A 20,821-nucleotide genomic window follows, 5' to 3' on the forward strand; every position below is an offset into this window, starting at 1 on the left:
GTTAACCCTCGCCGAGCACCCCGGTCAGCGCGCGTTTGATGATGCCCCGCACGCCGGGGCGTTTTTCGCGGGCAAAGGGCAGCGGGCGGCAGACCTCGATCGCGGCCACGCCAACGCGCGCGGTCAGCGCACCGTTCACCAGCCCCTCGCCGAAACGGCGGCTTAGCTTGGCGACGATGGACCCGCCCAAGAGCGGCTCGATCAGATCATCCCCCACGGCCACGGCCCCCGTCGCCACCAGATGCGACAGCACCGCGCGGGTCAGCCGCCACGAGCCAAAAAAACCCGACCGCCCGCCATAGATTTCCGCAATGCGTCGGATCATGCGCAGGTTGCTGCTAAGGGCCGCGGCGACATCGGCCAGCGCCAGAGGCACCAGCGCGGTCACGGCGGCGACCTGCCGGGCTGCGGCCTCGACCTCGCGGGTGGCGGCACGGTCCAGCGGGGCCAGAACCTCGCTCTCAGCCAGCCCCAGAAGCGCTTCGGCATCGAATTGATCGCCCCGCAGCTCCGTCAGCCGGTCGCGGCCCCAGCGGGTATCCTCACGGTGTTTGTAAAGCGCCTCAAGCCGGTCCGTGACGCTGCGCGCGGCGGTCAAATCCCCCTGCGCCAGCGCTTCGCCCGCGTCATGGCGCAGCCCGTCGAGCCGCGCGAGCCGTCCAAAGGCCGCCATCTCGCGCAGCGACAGCAAGAGCAGCACCAGCAGAAACGCCCCGATCAGCAGCGTCATCGCCCAGCCGAGCAGCGGGTAGCGCGCCATCAGGTCGGTGACGAAAGTCCAAGCCGCGATTGACACCAGCGCCGTGACCAATGCCCCCGCCAACGCCCAGAACAGCCGCAGCAAGCGCGACGGTTTGCGCGCGGCGAGCCGGGCGGCGATCTGCATCGCTTGGCCCTTGGGCGGCGGCGCCTCGACGTCCAACTCGGGCACGGCAGGCGCATCGGCGACCGAGGGCTGCGGCTTGGTGTCTTCCTCAAGGTCGAACAGGATCGGTCCGCGGGCCATCAGGCGGCCTCCCTTTGCCAGTGCAATGTCAAATCGGGCAGCCCTTCATCATTGGCGCGGCCATCGCTGCGCGCGGTCTCGGCGAACCCATGTTGGCGGTAGAAGGCGATGGCCCGGGCATTGGCCTGAAAGGTCCAACAGGTCAGCGACTTATGCCGCGTCTTTAACGCGCCCAGAAGGGCCGAGCCGATGCCCTGCCCCCGGGCCGATTGCGCCACAAATAGCGCATCCAACGCGCCGCCCTCGCAGGCTGCGAAACCGGCCACGCGGCCCTCCCGCTCGGCCACCGTGACCCAGCCCCGGGCGATCATTGCATCCGCATGGGCGATATCCTCGGCACCGGTATGAATGCGCGGCAACCACGCCGTGTTTCGGGCGAAATCGCTCATGATGCCGCCCACGGCGCCTGCGTCGAGGGGCTGCGCCGGGCGCAGGGTGGCCGGGCCTGTCACAACCGCGCTCACAGCCGGTCCCCAATCAGGAATTCCGCCGCACGGTCGAGCCGGATATGCGGCGGCCCATCGCCGGGGCGCAGGTCCAACACAGCCGGGGCAAAGCGCATGATCTGATAATCCGCCCCCAGCCATTCCTGCGCGCCCTGCCGTGCGGGGGTCAGCAGATGGGCCGGGTCTTCGGGCAGTTCACCAGGGTAAAATGCCGCCTGCCGCCCGCGCGTCTCATCCTCGTTCAAAAGCGTGCCGCGCACCACGTCGAGCGGCTCTCCCCCATGGGTCATCACGTCTTCGGTCGTGGCGCGCAGGCTGGCGATGGCCATGGCCCGCGTGCCCGCCCCCGCATATTGCGCCCGGTCCCGCGCCTCGCGGATCAGCGCCTGCATGATACCGCTCAGGCGGGGGTGCTGGCTGTGGTGCAGATGGTCGGCCTTGGTCGCGGCAAAGAGGATTTTCTCAACCCGTTTGCCCCGCAAGAGGGTGGTCAGAAAGTTGTTCGTCCCCGGCCGGAACGCGCCCAGAATATCGGCCATGGCGCCGCGCAGGTCTTCGACCGCCTGCGGCCCTTGGTGGATCGCGCCAAGCGCGTCAACCAGCACCACCTGCCGATCGATCCGCGAAAAGTGATCGCGGAAGAAGGGCTGCACCACCTGCTTCTTATAGGCCTCGAACCGCCGCGCCATTTCGCGGATCAGCGATTTGCGCGGCGCGCCTTCCGATCCCGGCAGTGGCGCGAAGGTCAGCACCGGTGAGCCTGCAAGGTCACCGGGCAGTAGGAAGCGCCCCGGCGTGCAGTCGGAATAGCCATTGGCGCGGGCGGTTTGCAGATAGTCGGCAAAACTGTCGGCAAGCCTACGGGCGGTGGTTTCCTCCAACTCGGCATGGGGGTCGGTCCGCTCAGCCAGCGCGCGGTAGCCCGCCGCCTCTTCACGCGACGCAATGCGTTCAATGACCTGTGCCGACCATTCGGCATAGGTGACATCCATCAGGGCCAGATCCAACAGCCATTCGCCGGGGTAATCCACGATATCCAGATGCAACGTGCGCGGCCCTTGGAAGCCCGCCAGCAACCCATTGGGCCGCACCTTGAGCGAGAGCCGCAGTTCCGAAATCGCGCGCGTGCTTTCGGGCCAATGGGGCGTCTTTCCGGTCAGCGCGGCAAGGTGGGTCTCATACTCGAACCGGGGCACGGTATCGTCGGGCTGGGGCTGCAAAAACGCCGCCTCGATCCGCCCTTCTGAGGCCGCGAGCAGCCCCGGCATCCGGCCTCGGTCCAGCAGGTTGGCCACCAGCGAGGTGATAAAAACCGTCTTGCCCGAGCGCGCAAGCCCCGTGACCCCAAGCCGGATCACCGGCTCGAAAAACGTCTCGCCCACCGTGTCGGTGACATTCTCAAACTGCCGCCAAATCCCGTCGGCAATGCCTGTGATACCCAAAGCTGCGCCCGTCCTTCTTTCTTTGGCCTCAACATAGGGCCGGCAGGCAGGGATTGCCAGAAGCGCCCGCCCGCGCTAAGGCCCCGGTCATGCCCAGATATGCCCTGAAAATCGAATACCACGGCGCGCCCTTCAACGGGTGGCAGCGTCAGGTTGACCAGCCCACAGTGCAAGGCGCGATCGAGGCCGCTTTGGCGAAGCTGGAACCCGGTGACCACACAATCGCCGCCGCCGGGCGCACCGATACCGGGGTGCATGGGCTGGCGCAGGTCGCGCATTGCGACATGGCCCGCGATTGGTCGCCCTTTCGGCTGGGCGAGGCGCTGAACTATCACCTCAAGCCGCAGCCCATCGCGATCACCGATTGCGTGCTGGTGCCCGAGGATTTTCACGCCCGCTTTTCGGCGCTTGAGCGGCGCTACCACTTCCGCATCCTCAGCCGCCGCGCCCCGGCGGTGCATCAAGCGGGGCTGGTCTGGCAGATCAAACACCGTCTAGATGTCGCGGCCATGCAGGCGGCGGCGGATCTTTTGGTGGGCAAACATGATTTCACCACCTTCCGCTCGACCGTTTGTCAGGCGGAAAGCCCGGTGAAAACGCTCGACCGGTTACAGGTTTCTGAGGTCGAGACCATGGCCGGGACGGAGTATCATTTCGACGTGCGCGCGCGGTCCTTCCTGCACAATCAGGTGCGCAGTTTCGTCGGTTCGCTGGAGCGTGTCGGCGCGGGGTCTTGGAGCGTGGCGGATATGGGTGCAGCACTTGCGGCGAAGGATCGGGCCGCCTGCGGGCCAGTCTGCCCGCCGCAGGGGTTATATTTGGCGCATGTGAGCTATCCGGTGGACCCGTTCGCTAAGGCGTGACGAGGACCATCGGCTGCCCGCGGGGTGGCGATGCTTCAGTCGGTTCATGCCACTTTATCGTGCAGCCTAGGGGCGCTTTACCCAGAGGACACCGCCCCTGGCGAAATCCCCTCCCCGACCGGGCGGGCAGGCGATGGTCCGGCGCCTTTTGCTTGATTCCGGACCTATAAACCCTCTTACGGCAGAGGCGTCCACGTCCCGTGAAACTTGCCCTCTTCGCTTATCCGCTCAAACCCATGCGCACCAAAGAAATCGCGCTGCGCTTGGATCATATTCGCCGTGCCCCGCGCCCGGCGCATGCTGTCATACCACGCCAGCGCCGCCGACAGCGCGGGCAGCGCAACACCGAGCAACGCGCCCGCCGCCACCACCCGGCGCAGCGCCGGAATGCTCTCTTCCAAGCGTTTGCGCATCGCGGGGGCGAGGATCAGATGCCCACCGGGCAATTCGCCCCGGAAGGCATCGGCGAATTCGTCCAGCAGCGCCGAGCGGATGATGCAGCCTGCCCGCCAAATCTCAGAAATACGCGCCATGTCGAGCGACCAGTCAAACTCCTCCGACGCCGCCGAAAGGATGCGAAAGCCCTGCGCGTGGCCGATGATCCGCCCCGCCAAAAGCGCCATCTCCAGATCCGCCTCTTCGGGCAGCGGCGCGTCCTGCACACCTTCGGGCAACAGCGGCTCGGCCATTTCGCGCACAGACTTCTCGCTCGACCATCCACGCGCGCCGACGGCGGCTTCGATGGTATTGGCCGATTGCCCCATCTTGAGCGCTTCGATCAAGGTCCAGCGCCCGGTGCCCTTTTGCCCAGCCTGATCGCGGATCACATCGACCATCGGCGTCCCGGTCTGGGTGTCGACCGACAAGAGCGCCGCGGCCGAGACTTCGATCAGATAGGAGTTCAGCGGCCCCTTGCGCCAATCCGCAAAGAGATTGCCAATTTCCACCGCGCCCTGCCCGCCCGCATCGCGCAGCAGGCCGTAGACTTCGGCGATCATCTGCATGTCGGCATATTCGATGCCGTTATGCACCGTTTTGACGAAATGCCCCGCCCCGTCGGGGCCGAGATGCGCCACGCAAGGCGTGCCCTCGAATTGCGCGGCAATCTTCTCGGCCATCGGTTTGAACTGGGTCCAAGAATGCGCGCTGCCGCCGACCATCATCGACGGGCCATTCCGCGCCCCGGCCTCCCCACCTGACACGCCCATGCCGACGAAATGCAGCCCCGTGCCTTCGAGTTCGGCACTGCGGCGGCGGGTGTCGTGGAAATCGGCGTTGCCGCCGTCGATCAAAGTGTCGCCCTCATCCAGCAGCGGTTTGATCGCCTCGATCATCGCATCGACCGGCGCGCCGGAGGGGATCATGAAAAGAATGCTGCGCGGGCGGGCGATGGCGGCGACGAAATTTTCCAGCCGCTCGGCCCCGATCAGACGCTCGGCCAGCGGTCCGGCCTCATCAAGGAAAGGCGCAATCCACTCTGCCTCACGATTGCTCACCGCCACGGTAAAGCCATTGTCGGCCAAGTTCAGCGCCAGTGCCGAGCCCATGGTGCCCAGACCGTATACCCCGATATCGGCGCCTGCGCCCTGTGCCGCGCCCCCGTCCGCCTGCGTGCCAGTTGCCATAACGATCATGCCTCATTTCTAGCCGGTCATACTGCCAAGCCCGCCAATCCGGCGCGCCGCAGTTTGATTTGCGTTCGGGAACACTATATAATGTGCCGATAACAAGAAAAACACCCGACCGAGGCATAGTTCTGTAATGACACAAGTATTTAGACGCGCATGGGAGGATATGGTCCTTCCTATTTTCAAACGTCCCCGCCGTGTGCAGGTTGCCGCCCTGTGCTACCGCGACACCGAGGCAGGCAAAAAGGTCCTGCTGATCACCAGCCGCGACACGGGCCGCTGGATTTTGCCCAAGGGCTGGCCGATCGACGGGCTGGACGGTGCCGGAGCCGCCTTGCAGGAAGCATGGGAAGAGGCCGGTGTGACCAAAGCGGATATCGAATCCGATCCGATGGGTATTTTCGACTATGACAAGGGTCTCGGCGAAGGCTTGACCGTGCCCGTGACCACACAGGTCTATCTGACCCGCGTCCGCGATCTGAGCGAGGAATATCCCGAAGCGGGCATGCGCAAACGCGCGTGGTTCACCCCGCAAGAGGCATCGGAACTCGTGGATGAGCCTGATCTTAAAGCAATCTTGTCCGCCTTCCATTAAGCCCCTTCGGCACCGGGCAACTGTCCGGTGCCATATTGCCCTTGCCCTACCGCCAATATTGCCCGTTTCGGGATGTTACAATTTTGTGACAGGGTGACTTGCGCCCTCGATAGCCTTATGTCACCCCCCGCTGAACGTTAGGATCGTTGGGAGATCATACAGGAATGGCAACGGAACCGCAGGGCAGCCAGTGGAAGACACTGGACAAGGACCTCAACCGCATTTCGCAAGTCGAACTGGCCGCGACCTATGTCGCCCGCCCCCTCGTGGCGCCGGGCATCGCGCTGGCCTTTATCGTGGTGGCAGGTGCCGTTGCGGCGGTATTCTTCGGGCAGCAGCCCTCCAGTTTTGTCGTGATCGCAGCGGCGGTTTTCGGTGCCTATATGGCGGTGAACATCGGCGCGAATGATGTGGCCAACAACATGGGCCCCGCCGTGGGGGCCAACGCGCTGACCATGGGCGGCGCCATCGTCATCGCGGCCCTGTGCGAATCCGCCGGGGCGCTTCTGGCGGGCGGCGATGTCGTCTCGACCATTTCCAAGGGCATCATCGACCCGGCGAGTGTTGCGGACACGCGCATCTTCATCTGGGCGATGATGGCCGCGCTGGTCTCTTCTGCGCTCTGGGTCAACCTTGCCACATGGGTCGGCGCGCCGGTCTCGACCACCCATTCGGTCGTCGGCGGGGTCATGGGCGCGGGCATCGCGGCGGCAGGCCTTGGCGCGGTGAACTGGAGTTCGATGAGCATGATCGCCGCAAGCTGGGTGATCTCGCCCGTATTGGGCGGCGCCGTGGCGGCGATGTTCTTGGCCTTCATCAAGGCGCGCATCCTCTACCAAGATGACAAGATCGCCGCATCGCGCACTTGGGTGCCGGTGCTGGTGGGGCTAATGGCCGGGGTCTTTGCCGCCTATCTGGCGCTCAAGGGGCTGAAAAAGATCATCAGCATCGACATGCCGGTCGCCCTGATCATCGGGCTTGTGACCGGGCTGGTGGTCTATGCCATCTCCGCCCCGCTGATCCGCCGCGCCTCGGAAGGGATGGAGAACCGCAACCGCTCGGTCAAAACGCTCTTTGGCCTGCCGCTGGTCCTCTCCGCCGCGCTGCTCAGCTTTGCCCATGGGGCCAATGATGTGGCCAATGCGGTCGGCCCTCTGGCGGCGATCGTCCATGCGACCGAGTTCGGCGGTTTCGAGGATAAGGTGAGCATCCCCACATGGGTGATGATCATCGGGGCCTTCGGCATCTCCTTCGGTCTGTTCCTGTTCGGGCCGAAACTGATCCGCATGGTCGGCAGCCAGATCACCAAACTGAACCCGATGCGCGCCTATTGCGTGGCGCTTTCGGCGGCGATCACGGTGATCGTGGCAAGCTGGCTGGGCCTGCCCGTGTCCTCCACCCATATCGCCGTGGGCGGGGTCTTTGGCGTGGGCTTTTACCGCGAATGGCATATGGAACGCCGCCTGCGCCGGATCGGGGCCAAGACCGGTGAGGTCAAGCGTATCGCCAAGGAGGAGCGCCGCCGCCGCAAGCTGGTGCGCCGCTCGCATTTCATGACCATCGTCGCGGCTTGGGTGATCACCGTGCCCGCAGCGGCGCTGCTCTCTGGCATCGTCTTTTGGGTGCTCAACGCCTTTGTGAACTAAGGTCAGGCGCGGGCGCGCCTCACCCCTCTTGCCGGTCCTGCCCTGCCGCCATTTCGGCCCGAAGGGCGGTGACCGGCAGATGCGGCAGCCCTTCATCCGCAAGCTCTGCCCAGCCCATCACCCGCAGCACCGTATCCGTCACCGGCGTCGCCCGGCCAAGCGCCCTTGCGCGGCGCTGCACCTCGCCCTGAAGCGCATCGATCTCGGTCGGGCGGCGCGCGGCGAGGTCTTGCGCCATGGAGGTCCGCGCCTGCGGGTCGATCTGCAACATGGCCGCAGCGACTCGGGTGAAAATCGGCGTCGGCAGGCGCAGGAGTGTCGGCACCAGCCGCGCCGGGATCGGCGTGGTCATGGCGGGGCGGATCTTGTCGGCGCGCAGAACCGCCAGCGCCTCGGCCCATTGATCGGCCATCAGACGCCGCCACGCCCGATCCTGCAACTGCGCTTGCAACGGCAGACCGCTTAAAGCGTTTAGGGCATTGTTGAGGTTCATCAGGAACTTGCCCCATTGCAGGGCGGTGATATCGGCGCGTTCCTCTACCTTTAGGTCCGGCAGCGACAGCCGCGCGGCCAGATCAGCCGGGCCCGCCTCGATCACCAGATCGCCCGAGCTTGCCCGGTGGTAGCAGCCCTGCCCCATGGCCACGACGTTGAACGGCACCAGCCCCGCGCGCAGATCATGCTGCGGCAGGTGCCGGGCCAAGGCCGCGCGGTTGCCCATGCCGTTTTGCAGGCTGATGACCTGCACGCCCGGCGCGCTGTGGCGGGCGATCAGCCGGGCCATGTCTTCGGTGTCGCGCGATTTGACCGTGACCAGCACGATATCGGCATCGCGCAGGCAGGTCTCATCCCCTGCGAGGCTCAGATCATCCGGCGAGAGGTAGCGCGCCATGCCGCCGAAATCCGTCAGGGTCAGCCCATGGGTGCGGATTTCGGCCTGAATGCGGGGCCGCGCCAGCAGGGTCACGGCATGGCCCGCCCCCGCCAGCAGCCCGCCGACAAAGCAGCCCACCGCCCCCGCGCCCGCAACAACGATGCGGGGGCCGTCGCTCATGCGCCCAGACACCAGCGCATGACGGCTTTCTGCGCGTGAAGACGGTTCTCGGCCTCGTCAAAGATTACCGAATGCGGCCCATCCATGACCGAGCTTGTCGCCTCGTCATCGCGGTGCGCGGGCAGGCAATGCATGAAAAGCGCGTCCGGCTTCGCCAACGCCATCAGCGCATCGTTCACCTGATAGCCGCGCAGCTGGTTGTGCCGCCGCTCGCGCGCGGACTGCGGATCATGCATGCTGACCCAAGTATCGGTGACCACCAGATCGGCACCCTCCACGGCCTTCTGGGGATCGCGCTCAGTGGTATAAAGCCCGTCGAGCGCGCGCTCGGGGTCGAGCGGCTCCGGCCCGGTGAAGACAAGGTCGAAGTCGAGCTGCTTGGCCGCATGGGCGAAACTGGCGAAGACGTTGTTGCCGTCGCCCGACCAGACCACCTTGCGCCCTTTGATCGGGCCGCGGTGTTCTTCAAACGTCTGAATATCGGCCATGATCTGGCAGGGATGCGTGCGGTTGGTCAGCCCGTTGATCACCGGCACGGTGGCATATTCCGCCATCTCCAGCAGGGTCTGCTCCTCAAAAGTGCGGATCATGATCATGTCGACATAGCGCGACAGCACGCGGGCGGTGTCGGCGATGGTCTCACCATGGCCGAGCTGCATATCGGCACCCGAAAGCACCATGGTCTGCCCGCCCATCTGCCGCACGCCCACGTCGAAGGAAACACGCGTCCGGGTCGAGGGTTTCTCGAAGATCAGCGCGACCATGTGATCCTTCAACGGCTGGTCATCATCCGGCGCGCCGCGCGGGCGGCCATTGCGCGCGGCTTTCATGGCGGCGGCATTGTCGATGATCTGCCGCAGATCGGCGGGGGCGGTTTGGTGGATATCGAGAAAATGGTTCATCTGTCGTCTCTGTCTTGCGGGGTCCAAGGCCACGGCCTTGAAAGCCCGGGGAATGTTTGGGGGTGAATGGCGCTCAGGCCGGGGTCAGGTCACGCGCGATGGCATCAAGGCGGGTCACCGCCTCGGCGATCTCATCGTCGGAAATGGTCAGCGGCGGCAGCAGGCGGATCACATTGTCGGCGGCGGGCACGGTGATCAGCGCATGGGCATAGCCCGAGGTGACCACATCGGCATTCGCCACCTTGCATTTCAGCCCCAGCATCAGCCCCGCGCCGCGCACCTCCTCAAAGACCTCCGGGTGCTCGGCCACCAGCCCTTCGAGACGCTGACGCAGCAGCCCCGCCTTGCGGCTCACCTCAGCCAGAAAGGCCGGGTCGGCCACCACATCCAGCACGGCACAGCCCACGGCACAGCCCAGCGGGTTGCCGCCATAGGTCGACCCGTGGGTGCCTGCCGTCATGCCCGAGGCCGCCTTTTCCGTGGCCAGCACCGCGCCCAGCGGAAAGCCCCCGCCGATGCCCTTGGCGACCATCATGATGTCGGGGCTGATCCCGGCCCATTCATGGGCAAAGAGCCGCCCGGTCCGGCCCACGCCGCATTGCACCTCATCGCAAATCAGCAAAAGCCCATGGGCGTCGCAAAGCGCGCGCATCTGTTGCAACTCGGCATCCGGCACGGCACGGATACCGCCTTCGCCCTGTACCGGCTCGACCATGATGGCGGCGGTCTTGTCGGTGATGGCAGCCTCAAGTGCGGCGCTGTCGCCAAGGTCGAGATGCACGAAACCCGGCAGTTGCGGGCCGAAGCCTTTGGTCATCTTCTCAGATCCCGCCGCCGCGATCCCGGCGGAAGAGCGGCCGTGAAAGGCCCCGTTGAAGGCGATGATCTCGACCCGCTCGGGCTGGCCCGCCTCATAGAAATACTTGCGCGCCATCTTCACCGCCAACTCGCAGGCCTCGGTCCCCGAATTGCAAAAGAAGGCGGTGTCGGCAAAGGTCTCGGCCACCAGCCGGTCGGCCAACGCCTCTTGCTGCGGAATGTGGTAGAGGTTCGACGTATGCCACAGCGCCTGCGCCTGATCGGTCAGCGCCTTCACCAGCGTCGGATGCGCATGGCCAAGCGCGTTCACCGCGATCCCCGCGCCCAGATCAAGAAAACGTCGCCCATCCGCCTCGATCAGCCAAGTGCCTTCGCCTTTGACGAAGGTCAAAGGAGCGCGATTATAGGTTGGCAGAACGGAAGGGATCATCTGTTTGTCCTTGAAAGAGGGCCGTGTCACGCCGGTAAAAGGGCATGGGGCTGGCGCAGGGTCAATGGGATTTGCTTGTTTTTGAAAGGATGCAGCACGCAGGCTGCGAGATCAGGCCATCACGCCGCCCCAAGGGGGGGCACCATGTTATCGGACGAAGCGTCGTCGGATGGAATATGCGGCAGATTTGATCATGGCTCTTGCATAGCCGCCCTTCATCCCCCACGTAAAGCCCCAATCGCAGCGCCCCGTGCCCGGAGGGCATCGGCGCTTGCACCTGCGGCCCCAGAAGATAAAATGGGGGCCGATACACTGACAAAGCGGTCCGGGCTAGGGGGCCGCTTTTTAACTGGGGAACCCCGTATGTCCTGGACTGATGAGCGCGTAGAGACACTGAAAAAGATGTGGGGCGAAGGCCAGTCCGCCAGCCAGATCGCGAAGGAACTGGGTGGGGTGACGCGCAACGCCGTGATCGGCAAGGTGCACCGTCTGGGCCTGTCGAACCGCACCGCGGGCGCGCCTGCCGCCGCGGCGACGACTGCCAAGCCGGAGCCCAAGGCCAAGCCCGCAGCCCCCAAGGCCGAGGCCAAGGCAAAGCCCGCCGCCAAAGCCGCGCCCGAGCCGGAGGCCGAAGCCGCCCCCGCGCCCGAAGCCGAAGAGCCCGCCGCAGCCCCGGCACCCAAGCCCAACCTGCCCGCGCGCAAGCAGATCATCCCCGCAGGCCAACCCCTGCCGCCGCAGCCGTCGGCGAATGAGATCAGCCCAGAGGCGCTTGCCAAGGTCAGCGAAGTCGAGAAGAAGGCCAAGAAGATCGGCCTGATGGAACTGACCGAACGCACCTGCAAATGGCCCGTGGGCGACCCGGCGACCGATGATTTCTGGTTCTGCGGCCTGCCCGTGCAGCAGGGCAAACCCTATTGCGAGGCCCATGTCGGCGTCGCTTTCCAACCGATGAGCGCCCGGCGCGACCGCCGCCGCTAAGTCCGGCGGGATAAACAAAAAAGGCGGGCGGCTTGAGTGCCCTGCCCGCCTCTTTCTTTGCCTGAGGCCTAGATCAGCGCAGTTTCGGCGGTTTCGCCGGATCGCTGCCCGGGGCCATCCGGGGCGTGTTCTGCAAAGGCTCCATCTGCGGCAGGTCAAAACGCAGGCCGACGCGGGCCAGCTTCTCCACTACCGCGTCATTGGGACCGAAGAAGCCGACATCCATTGCCCCCGCCTCGATCCCCGAAAAGGTCAGCGCCTCGGACGCCGCGCGCACGAGCGCGTCTTGCGCCCGGGGGATCGCCCCGACGAAGGCCAGCAGATGCCCCCGCCCGCCGCCGCTGTATTCGACACCGACAAGAAAGGCCCCTGCCGCCATGCCGGTGGCCGTGGCGAGCTTTGCGTCAATCGCGGCGATCAGCGTCTCAGGCAAGCCCTGCGGCGGGAACACGCGGTCGATGCCCGCCTCCACCTCTCCCGGCGCATGGGCCAGGGTGTTGCGCAGCCAATCCATCGCCTCGGCAGGCAGCAGGATCTCGGACGGGGCCACGCCGATGTTCACCGCCATGCCCAAGGGCTGCCCCTCCAACATCGCGGCAATCGCACGGCCCGAGAGCGCCACATAAGGAGACGCCTCCCCCACATGGGCCGAGAGCCGCGCCGCGCGGTCGAAGACCATGACATAGCTATTATCAAGCAGTACCGGGCTGATCTGATCGCCCTGCGGCTCATCCTCGAGCAACATGAACAGCTCGACATCTGCGATACGCTCGTAAAAGCGCAGCCGCGCCGCGTCGTCGTCGGGGGCGGAGGTCATCGCGGCATGGGCTTGGTCGAGCGGGGTCGGCTCGGTCTTGGGGTCAGTTTGGCGGTCGGTCATTCATCACCTCGGACACGGCGGCGCGCAGACGGGGCAAGACCTCTTCCGCGAACCAGGGATTCTTGTTCAACCATCCGGTATTGCGCCACGACGGATGAGGCAAGGCAAAGACCCCCGGTGGATGATCCCGCCAGCCGGCCACGGCCTCGGTCACAGTGCGAAATCCGGGCAGGTGATATTTCATTGCATAGGCCCCAATCAACACCGTGAGCCGCAGATCGGGCAGCATCTCCAGCACCGGTTTGCGCCAAGTCTGCGCACAGATACGCGGCGGTGGCAGGTCACTGCCCTTGGCATCATAGCCCGGAAAGCAAAAGCCCATCGGCACGATGGCGACCCTGTCGCGGTCATAGAATGTCGCCTCATCCAGCCCCAGCCAGTCGCGCAGGCGGGTGCCGGACATATCCCAGAACGGCTTGCCCGCCTCATGCACCCGTTTGCCGGGCGCTTGGCTGGCGATCAGCAGCCGCGCGCCGGGTTTAAACCAGACGATGGGCCGCGGGCGATGCTGGGTGGCGGTCACCGCGAAACGCTCGGCACAAAGGCGGCAGGCCGCCAGATCATCTCGGATATCCTTCATGAGCAGGAGATAAGCGGTAGGGCGAAAAGATAAAGGGCAGCGGGCCATCACTTCGACAATTATCGAAATAAACCTTGCATCGCGCTAACATTTCGATATTTCTAGAATCATGAAACAAGAATCCGCAACCCCCGCCCTCACCCTTGCCGCCAGCAGCTTTGCGGCGCTTGGATCGGAACAACGCCTTCTGGTGCTGCGCACGCTGGTGCGCGCCGGATCAGAGGGGCTGAACATCGGCACGCTGGGCGAACGCACCGGCGTGACCGGCTCGACCCTGACACATCATCTGAAACTCTTGGCCTCTGCCGGTCTGGTGAAACAGGAAAAACAAGGCCGCAGCACCATCTGCGCCGCCGTCGCCTATGAAGAAGTGCAAGCCTTGGCGAATTTCCTGCTGACCGAATGCTGCGCGGACGCAATCGACGGCTGCACGGAGCATAACCATGGCTGATACCACACAAACCCTCCCCGCGCTGCACCGCTTGGCCTTTCTAAAAGGCGCTTGGGGCATCACGCTGGCGCTCTTGGCGCTGATCGCGCTGTTGGATCCGCCACAGGTCATGCCGACGGTCATCTTCGCGTCCGAGGCGCTTTTGCACACCGCCCCCTTCATCGCCTTCGCGGTGCTGGCGGTGGCCTATCTCAAAGCCAGCGGGGCGGAGAGCCTGCTTGCCCGCGCGTTCGAGGGCAACCCGGCGCGGATGGTGGTAATGGCAGCGGCGCTCGGCGGCCTGTCCCCCTTTTGCAGCTGCGAGGTGATCCCCTTTATTGCTGCGCTGCTGGCGGTCGGTGCCCCGCTCGGCGCGGTGATGGCCTTTTGGCTGGCCTCCCCGCTGATGGACCCGGCGATGTTCGCGATCACCTCAGGCACGCTCGGCTTCGACTTCGCCTTGGCGAAAACCATCGCGGCGCTTGGCGTCGGCATGTTCGGGGGCTTCACCGTCATGGCCCTGTCCCGCACGCCGATTTTCAACGACCCCCTGCGCCCTCAGCCCGCGAAAAGCAGCTGCTGTTCTTCGGCTAAACCCTTCTCCGGCGCGCCGGTCTGGAAGTTCTGGCAAGAGGCCGAACGCCGCGCGAGCTTTGCCGACACGGCGCTGACCAATGCGCTGTTCCTCGTCAAATGGCTGACCCTCGCCTATGTGGTCGAAGCCCTCATGCTGACCTATGTGCCCGCGGAATGGATCGCCAATGTCTTGGGCGGCACCGGGATCATGCCGATCATTCTGGGCGCATTCGTGGGCGCACCGGCCTACCTGAATGGCTATGCCGCCGTGCCCCTGATCGACGCGCTGCTGGCGCAAGGGATGACCCAAGGCGCGGCCATGTCCTTTGTCGTGGCGGGCGGGGTAAGCTGCATTCCGGCGGCCATCGCGGTCTGGGCACTAGTGAAACCGCATGTCTTTGCCGCCTATATCGGCTTTGCCTTCGTCGGGGCGATCTTTGCGGGTGTAATCTGGCAGTTGGTCGCATGACCGCATCAAACTGACGGCCCGAATGCGGGGGCGGTAGAAATGCCGCCCCCTTTCCCGTTTCGACTGTTACTGAAGCGAGGGCAGATGCCGCCCGCGCAGCGAGGCTCGGCAGCGAGGCGCTCGCGAGCTACGCCGCCGCGCGCTCCCCATCTGGCTTGTCAGAAGCCTCATCCCCAATCGGCCCCTCGCCATTCACCATGTCTTTGACAGCCATCCCATGGGGCAGCTCCTTCCCCGTACCGTTGCCCAAGGGCATATCGATATAGAAGGTCGTGCCGGGGCCGTCGTTCTTGAAATAGTCGATCTGCCCGCCCAAGGCTTCGATGATCCGTTTGGAGATGTTCATCCCCAATCCAGTGCCGCCAACGGCCCGCTGGTCCGAGGAATCGATCTGCGAGAATTCGTCAAAAACCTTCTCGCGCTCGGATTCGGCAAGGCCGATCCCCTCGTCGATCACGCTGATCCGCACCTTGTCGCCACGGTTGACCGAGGTAACCTTGACCGTCGACCCTGCGGGCGAGAATTTGGCCGCGTTCGACAGAAGGTTGGACATCACCTGTTGCAGGCGCTTTTCGTCCGTGGCGATCCCCGCAGGCTCCGACGGTTTGGCATAGCGCAGCGTCACGCCAAGGTTGCCCGCAAAGGATTGGTTCAACTCAATCGCGTCTTCAATGATCGTCTGCACCTCAAGCGGCTCGATATCAAAGCTGACCTTGCCCGCCTCAAACTTTTGCAGGTCGAGAATCTCGTTAATGATCGACGTCAGCCGCGCCGAATTGCGCTGCGCAATCTTTAGAACTTTCTCCATCTGCGGGGTCATTTCGCCCAAAACCCCGGCGCAGGCCATATCGAGCGACCCTTTGATCGAGGTCATCGGCGTGCGCAGCTCATGGCTGATGGTCGAGACGAATTCGGTCTTCACCTTGAACGCGATCTTGGTTTTCTCATGCTCGACCTTCAGTTCTTCAAGCTGGCGCAGATTGGTGCGGTACATCTTCAGGAAGATGCGTGAGCAATCGACGATAAAATAGAGGACGAAGACCACGGTGAACAACTGGGTCCAAAGCTCGGATTCGATGCTCGCCCCCGTGCGCACGATGTCCCAGATCGGGATGAAGAGGAATGTCGCGCCATAGATCGCAAGCCGCAGCATCAGCACCGGCAGGATATGGTGGTTGTTCATCGAGGCGAAGAGCGCCGCGGCGAAAAGGAAGAAGAGCGGCAGGAAATGCGTCGTCGCCCCCTGCTGAAGCGCGATCCCAAGGGCGAAATAGCTGATCACCCCGGCGCTCAGCACCGTGCCGATATAGATGCGGTTCATGAACAGCCGCGCCAAACGGGGGCTGCGTCCGCGCCAGCGGGTGATGCGCAGGAAAAGCAGATAGTCGAAAGTCTCGGAAATCGCGATCAGGATCACCGTCGAGATCGACAGCCAAAGGTCGTAGTAGAAAGCCGACAGGCAAATGGCCGCCGCAAAGATCATCTGCCGCTGCCAGAACAGGTTAACGCCGACTTGGGAGTAGTCCCGCATCTGCTGCACCTTTGTCGCGTCTGCCAGATGCGGCGTATGAATCGGGCCGTATGTTACTTTTTCCTGCGACATCGCTCTCGTTTTCTTCGGTCGGCTGCTCGAATGCCGGCGTTCTGCCGATAAACGCCTTTAACATGTTGCATTTCGGCATCGAAGCACATGTTAGACGCGATCATCTTCCCTTCTACACCCGGAAATGGGACATAAGTATGGCCATTTCATGCAACTAGAGGTTAGCCTCTTGATAAGAGGTATCTTTACAGCGAATTTTCGAGGTCCAACATGAGTCTGCAAGGACGGAGCTTCAGTGGAAAATCTTGGCAGGATGTTCTTCCCGAACTGACGCCACAGGACGCTAAGGCGCTGGAAGTAAAGAACAACCGCTTCCCACGGAAACTGCTTAACAGCAAATCGACAGAAGCCGACCCCTATAGCCCCGAGGCCCTTGCCCGGGCCAACCCCTATATGCGTGCCACAACTTTGTCATTTTTGAACATGCATCAGCACGGGGAATTATTCGTTAACTTCCTCCGGGCGCGGCGCCGAATCTTCATCGACGACAAGCAATGGGATCTCCCTCAGGTTGATGGGATGGAGTTTGACCAATACGACACGCCCCGCGCGCGCTGGATCGTTTTGCATGAATATGGGGAGGTCATGGGCGGCGTCCGCCTGATGCCCACAACCTCGACCTGCGCGCAATACAGCTACATGCTGCGCGATGCGCAACTGGGGATGCTGCCGGACATTCCGCAGGACGTGCTGTTCTTCAAAGCCCCCGTGCGCGACGACATCTGGGAAGCCACCCGCCTGTTCCTCACCAGCGCCGTTCCTGCCCAACGCCGCATTGCCGTACAACGTATGCTGATGAACCAGATGGCCGGTGCCGCCTATGCCATGGGCGCCAGCCATGTTCTGGGCATCGTGCCCGCAACCTTCAGCCGCTGGATGACCCGGCTTGGCCTGATGAGCGCCGTGCCCGTGGGCCCGGTGCAAAACATCGACGGTGACCGCACGCAGGCGGCCTTGATGAACGTCAGCTACATCGGCGAGATGGCCCCGACCGAGAGCACTCACACGTTGCACTGACCCGCACGGGCGCGGGCCGATATGCCCCCCTCTTATGCCCCCTCTCCCGCAGGATACCCGTCCTGCGGGCAGCAGATTTTACCGCCACCAAACAGCCCCGCACGGCGCCCTACCCCAGCGAACGCCCGCGTTTCGACATATTGTGGTCAAATTCCGCGAATAAACGGTTAAGATACCTCTGATACCAGAGGCGCCGCGACGCCCCGCTTAGCACCAACCGGAGCAGCGAATGCTGGAATTTGAAAATGTGTCCAAGTCCTTTTGGACGGGATCGCAGCACAAGGTCATTCTCGACCGGGTGTCTTTTCGCGTGGAGCTTGGCAACTCCTTGGGCATTCTGGCCCCCAACGGCACCGGCAAAACGACCCTGATCAACATGATGGCCGGGCTAGAAAAACCCGACGAAGGAGAGATCAGGCGCGGCTGTAACATCTCGTTCCCATTGGGTTTTATGGGCGGGGTGGTCAATAAAGTCTCAGCCATGGAGAACGCCCGCTATATCGCGCGGCTCTATGGGCTTGACCCCGATTACGTCGAAAGCTTTTGCCGCTGGCTTTGCGGTTTGGGGGAATATTTCGACCAGCCGCTCGGCACCTATTCTGCAGGGATGCGGGCGCGTTTCTCTTTCGCGCTGATGTTGGCGCTGGATTTTGATATCTATCTGATTGACGAAGGCATGCCCGGCACGACAGACGTGGAATTCAACCGCAAGGCGGGTGATATTCTGAAAGAACGGCTGCGGACCACGACGATCATCATCGTCTCGCATCAGGCCCATACGCTTGAGAAATTTGCCCGCTCCGCCGCTGTCCTTTTGGACGGCAAGCTACATATGTTCGACACCTTGGAAGAAGCGAAACAGCTCTATGACTACGAAACCCAAGGCTAGAAAATTCCGCATCCGCAAGGCGCCGCCCCCCTCGGGCAGCAGCGCCGCGCCGAGCAGCGCCGAGAAGGCGCAGGCGGGCCAAAGCGATGCCGAAAAGGCCGCACGCAAGGCCAAGTTGCGCGCCGTCGCCGATGCGACCGAGGTGGAACCCTCGCACAGCAAGGAAGCCTTGGAACATGCTGCGCGCAGCGGCAAAGCGCCCCATTCCGAAAGCGCCCGCTCGGGCGAGGTGTCTTCCGCCAATGAAGTCTCTGCCGAGCAGGACATCGACGCGATCCGCCGCGAAGGGCTGACAGGCCGCCAATTGCGCATGGCGCGCCGCGTGGCGCAGAAACACGGGTTGGCGCCGACCTCGGATTTCGACGCGGTGCGCCTTTTGCGGGCCAAGGGGATCGACCCGTTTCAGCGGTCCAACATGCTGGAACTCGTGGTGCCGCAGCCGGGTGATCCGGCGGACAGCGGCCTGCCCGCCACCCGCGGCCAGCCCGGCGACCCAAAGGTGCAACTGCCCCAGACCACGCCCCGCGGCCCGCGCGGCCTGCCCTCGACCGATGTCAGCCCCGCCGAGCGTCGCCAGCGCGAGATCTCGGACATTCAGCGCGACATCACCCGCCGCCGCCGCCGCAAAGCGGCCATGCTACTGGTCCGGCTGGCCTTTTTCGTCATGCTGCCCACCATCGCCGCGGGTTACTATTTCTACAAGATCGCCACACCGATGTATGCCACCGAAAGCCAGTTTCTGATCATTCAGAACGAAGGTGGCGGCGGCTCCAGCCCCTTTGGCGGGCTGCTGCCCACGCAATTCGCCAATAGCGCCGACAGCATCGCCACGCAGGCCTATCTGCAATCGAAAGACGCGATGCTGCGCCTTGACGAAGACGCAGGGTTTCGCGCCCATTTCGCCGACCCTGAGATCGACGCCATCCAACGGCTTTCGGAAAACCCCAGCAACGAAGAAGCCTATAAGACATACAAGAAGAACGTCAAAATCGGTTACGACCCGACCGAAGGCGTGATCCGGATGGAGGTAATCGCCGCCGATCCCGAGGTCTCGGAAGAATTCTCGAAACGTCTGCTCACCTATGCCGAAGAGCGAGTGAACAACCTGAGCAAGCAAAAGCGCGAAGACGGGATGCGCGACGCGCTCGAGGGCTATGAAACCGCGCTGGAGAACCGCCGGGCGGCGCAAGAGGCGCTGATCAAACTGCAGGTCGACAACAACGTCGACCCTGAGGCGATGATCGCCTCGATCCGCACGCAGATCACCAATTACGAGACCCTGTTGATCGAAAAAGAACTCGAACTCGCCGCCTTGCTCGACAACCAGCGCCCGAACCAAGCCAAGGTCGATGGCGCGCGCGGTGATGTGCGACGGCTGCGCGAACAGCTCACCAAACTGCGCGAGCGGATGACCGCCGCCAACGAAGGCGAAAACTCGCTGGCGCAACAGGCGGTCGCTGCACAGCTTGCGCAGGCCGATCTGGCCTCTGCCGACATGGTGCTGCAAAGCGCGCAAACCGCAATGGAACAGGCCCGAACCGAGGCCGGGCGGCAGGTCCGCTACCTCACCGTGGCCGTGAACCCCGTGGCCCCGGACGAGGCGACCTACCCCCGCAAGTTCGAAAACACGATATTGGCTTTCCTTATCTTTGCAGGCATCTACCTGATGTTGTCCCTGACAGCGTCCATTCTAAGAGAACAGGTAACTTCATGACCCAGCTGCGCATTGGCAATCTGACCGTCGGCAATGATCGTCCCCTCACCGTGATCGCTGGCCCCTGCCAGTTGGAGAGCGAAGACCACGCGCAGATGGTCGCGGGGGTGTTGAAAGAGGCCTGTGACGCCGCAGGCGCGCAGTTCATCTTCAAGGGCAGCTACGACAAGGCCAACCGCACCTCCCTCTCGGGCAAACGCGGTTTGGGCATCGACAAGGGGCTGCAAGTCCTGCAATCCGTGGCCCGTGCCAATGACGTGCCGGTGCTGACGGATGTGCATAATGAGGCGCAATGCGCACAGGCCGGTGACGTGGTCGACGTGCTGCAAATCCCCGCCTTCCTCTGCCGCCAGACCGACCTGCTGCTCGCCGCCGGGGAGACGGGAAAGGCGGTAAACGTGAAGAAGGGTCAGTTCCTCGCACCTTGGGAGATGCAGAACATCGTCGACAAGATCGAAAGCACCGGGAACCGCAATATCCTGCTGACCGAACGCGGCACGACCTTCGGCTACAACACGCTGGTCGCCGACATGCGCAGCCTGCCGCAGATGGCCCAGACCGGCTACCCGGTGGTAATGGACGCGACCCATTCCGTCGCCCAGCCCGGCGGCAAGGGTGGTTCTTCAGGCGGCCAGCGGGAGTTTGCCCCTGTCATGGCCCGCGGTGCTGCCGCCATCGGCGTTGCGGCGATCTTTATGGAAACCCACGAAGACCCCGACCGCGCCCCCAGTGACGGGCCCAATATGATCTACCTCGACCAGATGCCGGGGCTGATCAACCTACTGATGCAATTCGACGCGCTGGCCAAAAGCCATCCGCTGACTTTCTAAATTTAACTTAAAAAGCGAGTA

General features: G+C 63.7%; 20 protein-coding genes. 10 read left to right on the plus strand and 10 right to left on the minus strand.

Translation table 11 applies throughout. From position 1 onward, the window contains the following. Nucleotide 1: 1 nt before the first annotated feature. The 3 genes from ACGYLQ_RS15075 to ACGYLQ_RS15085 are packed head-to-tail and all read right to left on the minus strand — an operon-like array spanning nt 2 to nt 2,894. Complete coding sequence (locus ACGYLQ_RS15075; RefSeq protein WP_394443653.1) at nt 2-1,006, minus strand: YcjF family protein; 1,005 nt, start codon at nt 1,004-1,006, stop codon at nt 2-4. After that, complete coding sequence (locus tag ACGYLQ_RS15080; protein ID WP_394443654.1) at nt 1,006-1,470, minus strand: GNAT family N-acetyltransferase; 465 nt, start codon at nt 1,468-1,470, stop codon at nt 1,006-1,008. The genes ACGYLQ_RS15075 and ACGYLQ_RS15080 overlap by 1 nt, the downstream gene beginning before the upstream one ends. Then, the gene (locus ACGYLQ_RS15085; RefSeq protein ID WP_271689454.1) at nt 1,467-2,894 is read right to left on the minus strand and encodes a YcjX family protein; all 1,428 of its coding nucleotides are present in this window, start codon (nt 2,892-2,894) and stop codon (nt 1,467-1,469) included. Before ACGYLQ_RS15085 ends, ACGYLQ_RS15080 begins: the two co-directional genes overlap by 4 nt. Nucleotides 2,895-2,983: 89 nt before the next feature. Here ACGYLQ_RS15085 and truA point away from each other — a divergent pair, with 89 nt between their 5' ends. Further along, the gene (gene truA / locus ACGYLQ_RS15090; protein WP_394443655.1) at nt 2,984-3,757 is read left to right on the plus strand and encodes a tRNA pseudouridine(38-40) synthase TruA; all 774 of its coding nucleotides are present in this window, start codon (nt 2,984-2,986) and stop codon (nt 3,755-3,757) included. Between the two features lie 176 nt (nt 3,758-3,933). Here the strand turns inward: truA and gndA are convergent, their stop codons facing one another. After that, the gene (gndA, locus tag ACGYLQ_RS15095; protein WP_394443694.1) at nt 3,934-5,382 is read right to left on the minus strand and encodes an NADP-dependent phosphogluconate dehydrogenase; all 1,449 of its coding nucleotides are present in this window, start codon (nt 5,380-5,382) and stop codon (nt 3,934-3,936) included. Between the two features lie 169 nt (nt 5,383-5,551). Between gndA and ACGYLQ_RS15100 the strand changes: the two genes are divergently transcribed. Both ACGYLQ_RS15100 and ACGYLQ_RS15105 read left to right on the plus strand, forming a co-directional pair. Beyond that, nucleotides 5,552-5,980 (plus strand): NUDIX hydrolase, encoded by a 429-nt coding sequence (locus tag ACGYLQ_RS15100; protein WP_231886276.1) that lies wholly within the window; start codon nt 5,552-5,554, stop codon nt 5,978-5,980. Between the two features lie 164 nt (nt 5,981-6,144). Further along, nucleotides 6,145-7,626 carry an inorganic phosphate transporter gene (locus ACGYLQ_RS15105; RefSeq protein WP_394443656.1) on the plus strand — a complete coding sequence of 494 codons (1,482 nt, stop codon included), beginning with the start codon at nt 6,145-6,147 and terminating at the stop codon, nt 7,624-7,626. Nucleotides 7,627-7,645: 19 nt separating this feature from the next. Here ACGYLQ_RS15105 and ACGYLQ_RS15110 read toward each other — a convergent pair whose 3' ends face one another. From ACGYLQ_RS15110 to ACGYLQ_RS15120, 3 genes are all read right to left on the minus strand, one after another. Next, nucleotides 7,646-8,680 (minus strand): 2-dehydropantoate 2-reductase, encoded by a 1,035-nt coding sequence (locus ACGYLQ_RS15110; RefSeq protein WP_394443657.1) that lies wholly within the window; start codon nt 8,678-8,680, stop codon nt 7,646-7,648. Continuing rightward, entirely contained in the window at nt 8,677-9,582 is a 906-nt protein-coding gene (gene argF / locus ACGYLQ_RS15115; protein WP_394443658.1) for an ornithine carbamoyltransferase, read from the minus strand. The genes ACGYLQ_RS15110 and argF overlap by 4 nt, the downstream gene beginning before the upstream one ends. Nucleotides 9,583-9,655: 73 nt before the next feature. Continuing rightward, on the minus strand, nt 9,656-10,831 hold the full coding sequence (locus ACGYLQ_RS15120; RefSeq protein WP_394443659.1) for an aspartate aminotransferase family protein: 1,176 nt from the start codon (nt 10,829-10,831) through the stop codon (nt 9,656-9,658). A gap of 363 nt (nt 10,832-11,194) precedes the next feature. Here ACGYLQ_RS15120 and ACGYLQ_RS15125 point away from each other — a divergent pair, with 363 nt between their 5' ends. After that, nucleotides 11,195-11,812 (plus strand): GcrA family cell cycle regulator, encoded by a 618-nt coding sequence (locus ACGYLQ_RS15125; RefSeq protein WP_394443660.1) that lies wholly within the window; start codon nt 11,195-11,197, stop codon nt 11,810-11,812. Nucleotides 11,813-11,885: 73 nt separating this feature from the next. On the opposite strand, the gene ACGYLQ_RS15130 is transcribed toward ACGYLQ_RS15125, so the two are convergent. Both ACGYLQ_RS15130 and ACGYLQ_RS15135 read right to left on the minus strand, forming a co-directional pair. Then, entirely contained in the window at nt 11,886-12,692 is an 807-nt protein-coding gene (locus tag ACGYLQ_RS15130) for an SseB family protein (protein ID WP_394443661.1), read from the minus strand. Beyond that, complete coding sequence (locus ACGYLQ_RS15135; RefSeq protein WP_394443662.1) at nt 12,673-13,272, minus strand: uracil-DNA glycosylase family protein; 600 nt, start codon at nt 13,270-13,272, stop codon at nt 12,673-12,675. The genes ACGYLQ_RS15130 and ACGYLQ_RS15135 overlap by 20 nt, the downstream gene beginning before the upstream one ends. 109 nt (nt 13,273-13,381) lie before the next feature. On the opposite strand from ACGYLQ_RS15135, the gene ACGYLQ_RS15140 reads away from it, so the two are divergent. Both ACGYLQ_RS15140 and ACGYLQ_RS15145 read left to right on the plus strand, forming a co-directional pair. Then, nucleotides 13,382-13,723 (plus strand): ArsR/SmtB family transcription factor, encoded by a 342-nt coding sequence (locus ACGYLQ_RS15140; protein ID WP_394414264.1) that lies wholly within the window; start codon nt 13,382-13,384, stop codon nt 13,721-13,723. Then, nucleotides 13,716-14,747 carry a permease gene (locus ACGYLQ_RS15145; RefSeq protein WP_394410528.1) on the plus strand — a complete coding sequence of 344 codons (1,032 nt, stop codon included), beginning with the start codon at nt 13,716-13,718 and terminating at the stop codon, nt 14,745-14,747. Before ACGYLQ_RS15140 ends, ACGYLQ_RS15145 begins: the two co-directional genes overlap by 8 nt. A gap of 127 nt (nt 14,748-14,874) precedes the next feature. Here ACGYLQ_RS15145 and ACGYLQ_RS15150 read toward each other — a convergent pair whose 3' ends face one another. Continuing rightward, a complete protein-coding gene (locus tag ACGYLQ_RS15150; RefSeq protein ID WP_394443663.1) occupies nt 14,875-16,350 on the minus strand; it encodes a sensor histidine kinase in 1,476 nt (491 codons plus the stop codon). A 423-nt stretch (nt 16,351-16,773) separates the two neighbouring features. Here ACGYLQ_RS15150 and ACGYLQ_RS15155 point away from each other — a divergent pair, with 423 nt between their 5' ends. From ACGYLQ_RS15155 to kdsA, 4 genes are all read left to right on the plus strand, one after another. Continuing rightward, on the plus strand, nt 16,774-17,367 hold the full coding sequence (locus ACGYLQ_RS15155) for an acyl-homoserine-lactone synthase (protein WP_271693841.1): 594 nt from the start codon (nt 16,774-16,776) through the stop codon (nt 17,365-17,367). A 229-nt stretch (nt 17,368-17,596) separates the two neighbouring features. After that, a complete protein-coding gene (locus ACGYLQ_RS15160) occupies nt 17,597-18,256 on the plus strand; it encodes an ABC transporter ATP-binding protein (RefSeq protein ID WP_067261436.1) in 660 nt (219 codons plus the stop codon). After that, complete coding sequence (locus ACGYLQ_RS15165; protein WP_394443664.1) at nt 18,234-19,970, plus strand: capsule biosynthesis protein; 1,737 nt, start codon at nt 18,234-18,236, stop codon at nt 19,968-19,970. Before ACGYLQ_RS15160 ends, ACGYLQ_RS15165 begins: the two co-directional genes overlap by 23 nt. Further along, nucleotides 19,967-20,800, plus strand: coding sequence for a 3-deoxy-8-phosphooctulonate synthase (kdsA, locus tag ACGYLQ_RS15170; RefSeq protein ID WP_394443665.1), 834 nt, complete (start codon nt 19,967-19,969; stop codon nt 20,798-20,800). The genes ACGYLQ_RS15165 and kdsA overlap by 4 nt, the downstream gene beginning before the upstream one ends. Nucleotides 20,801-20,821: the final 21 nt, after the last annotated feature.

The organism is Sulfitobacter sp. 1A12779 (assembly GCF_043557315.1).
Lineage (GTDB): Bacteria > Pseudomonadota > Alphaproteobacteria > Rhodobacterales > Rhodobacteraceae > Sulfitobacter > Sulfitobacter faviae.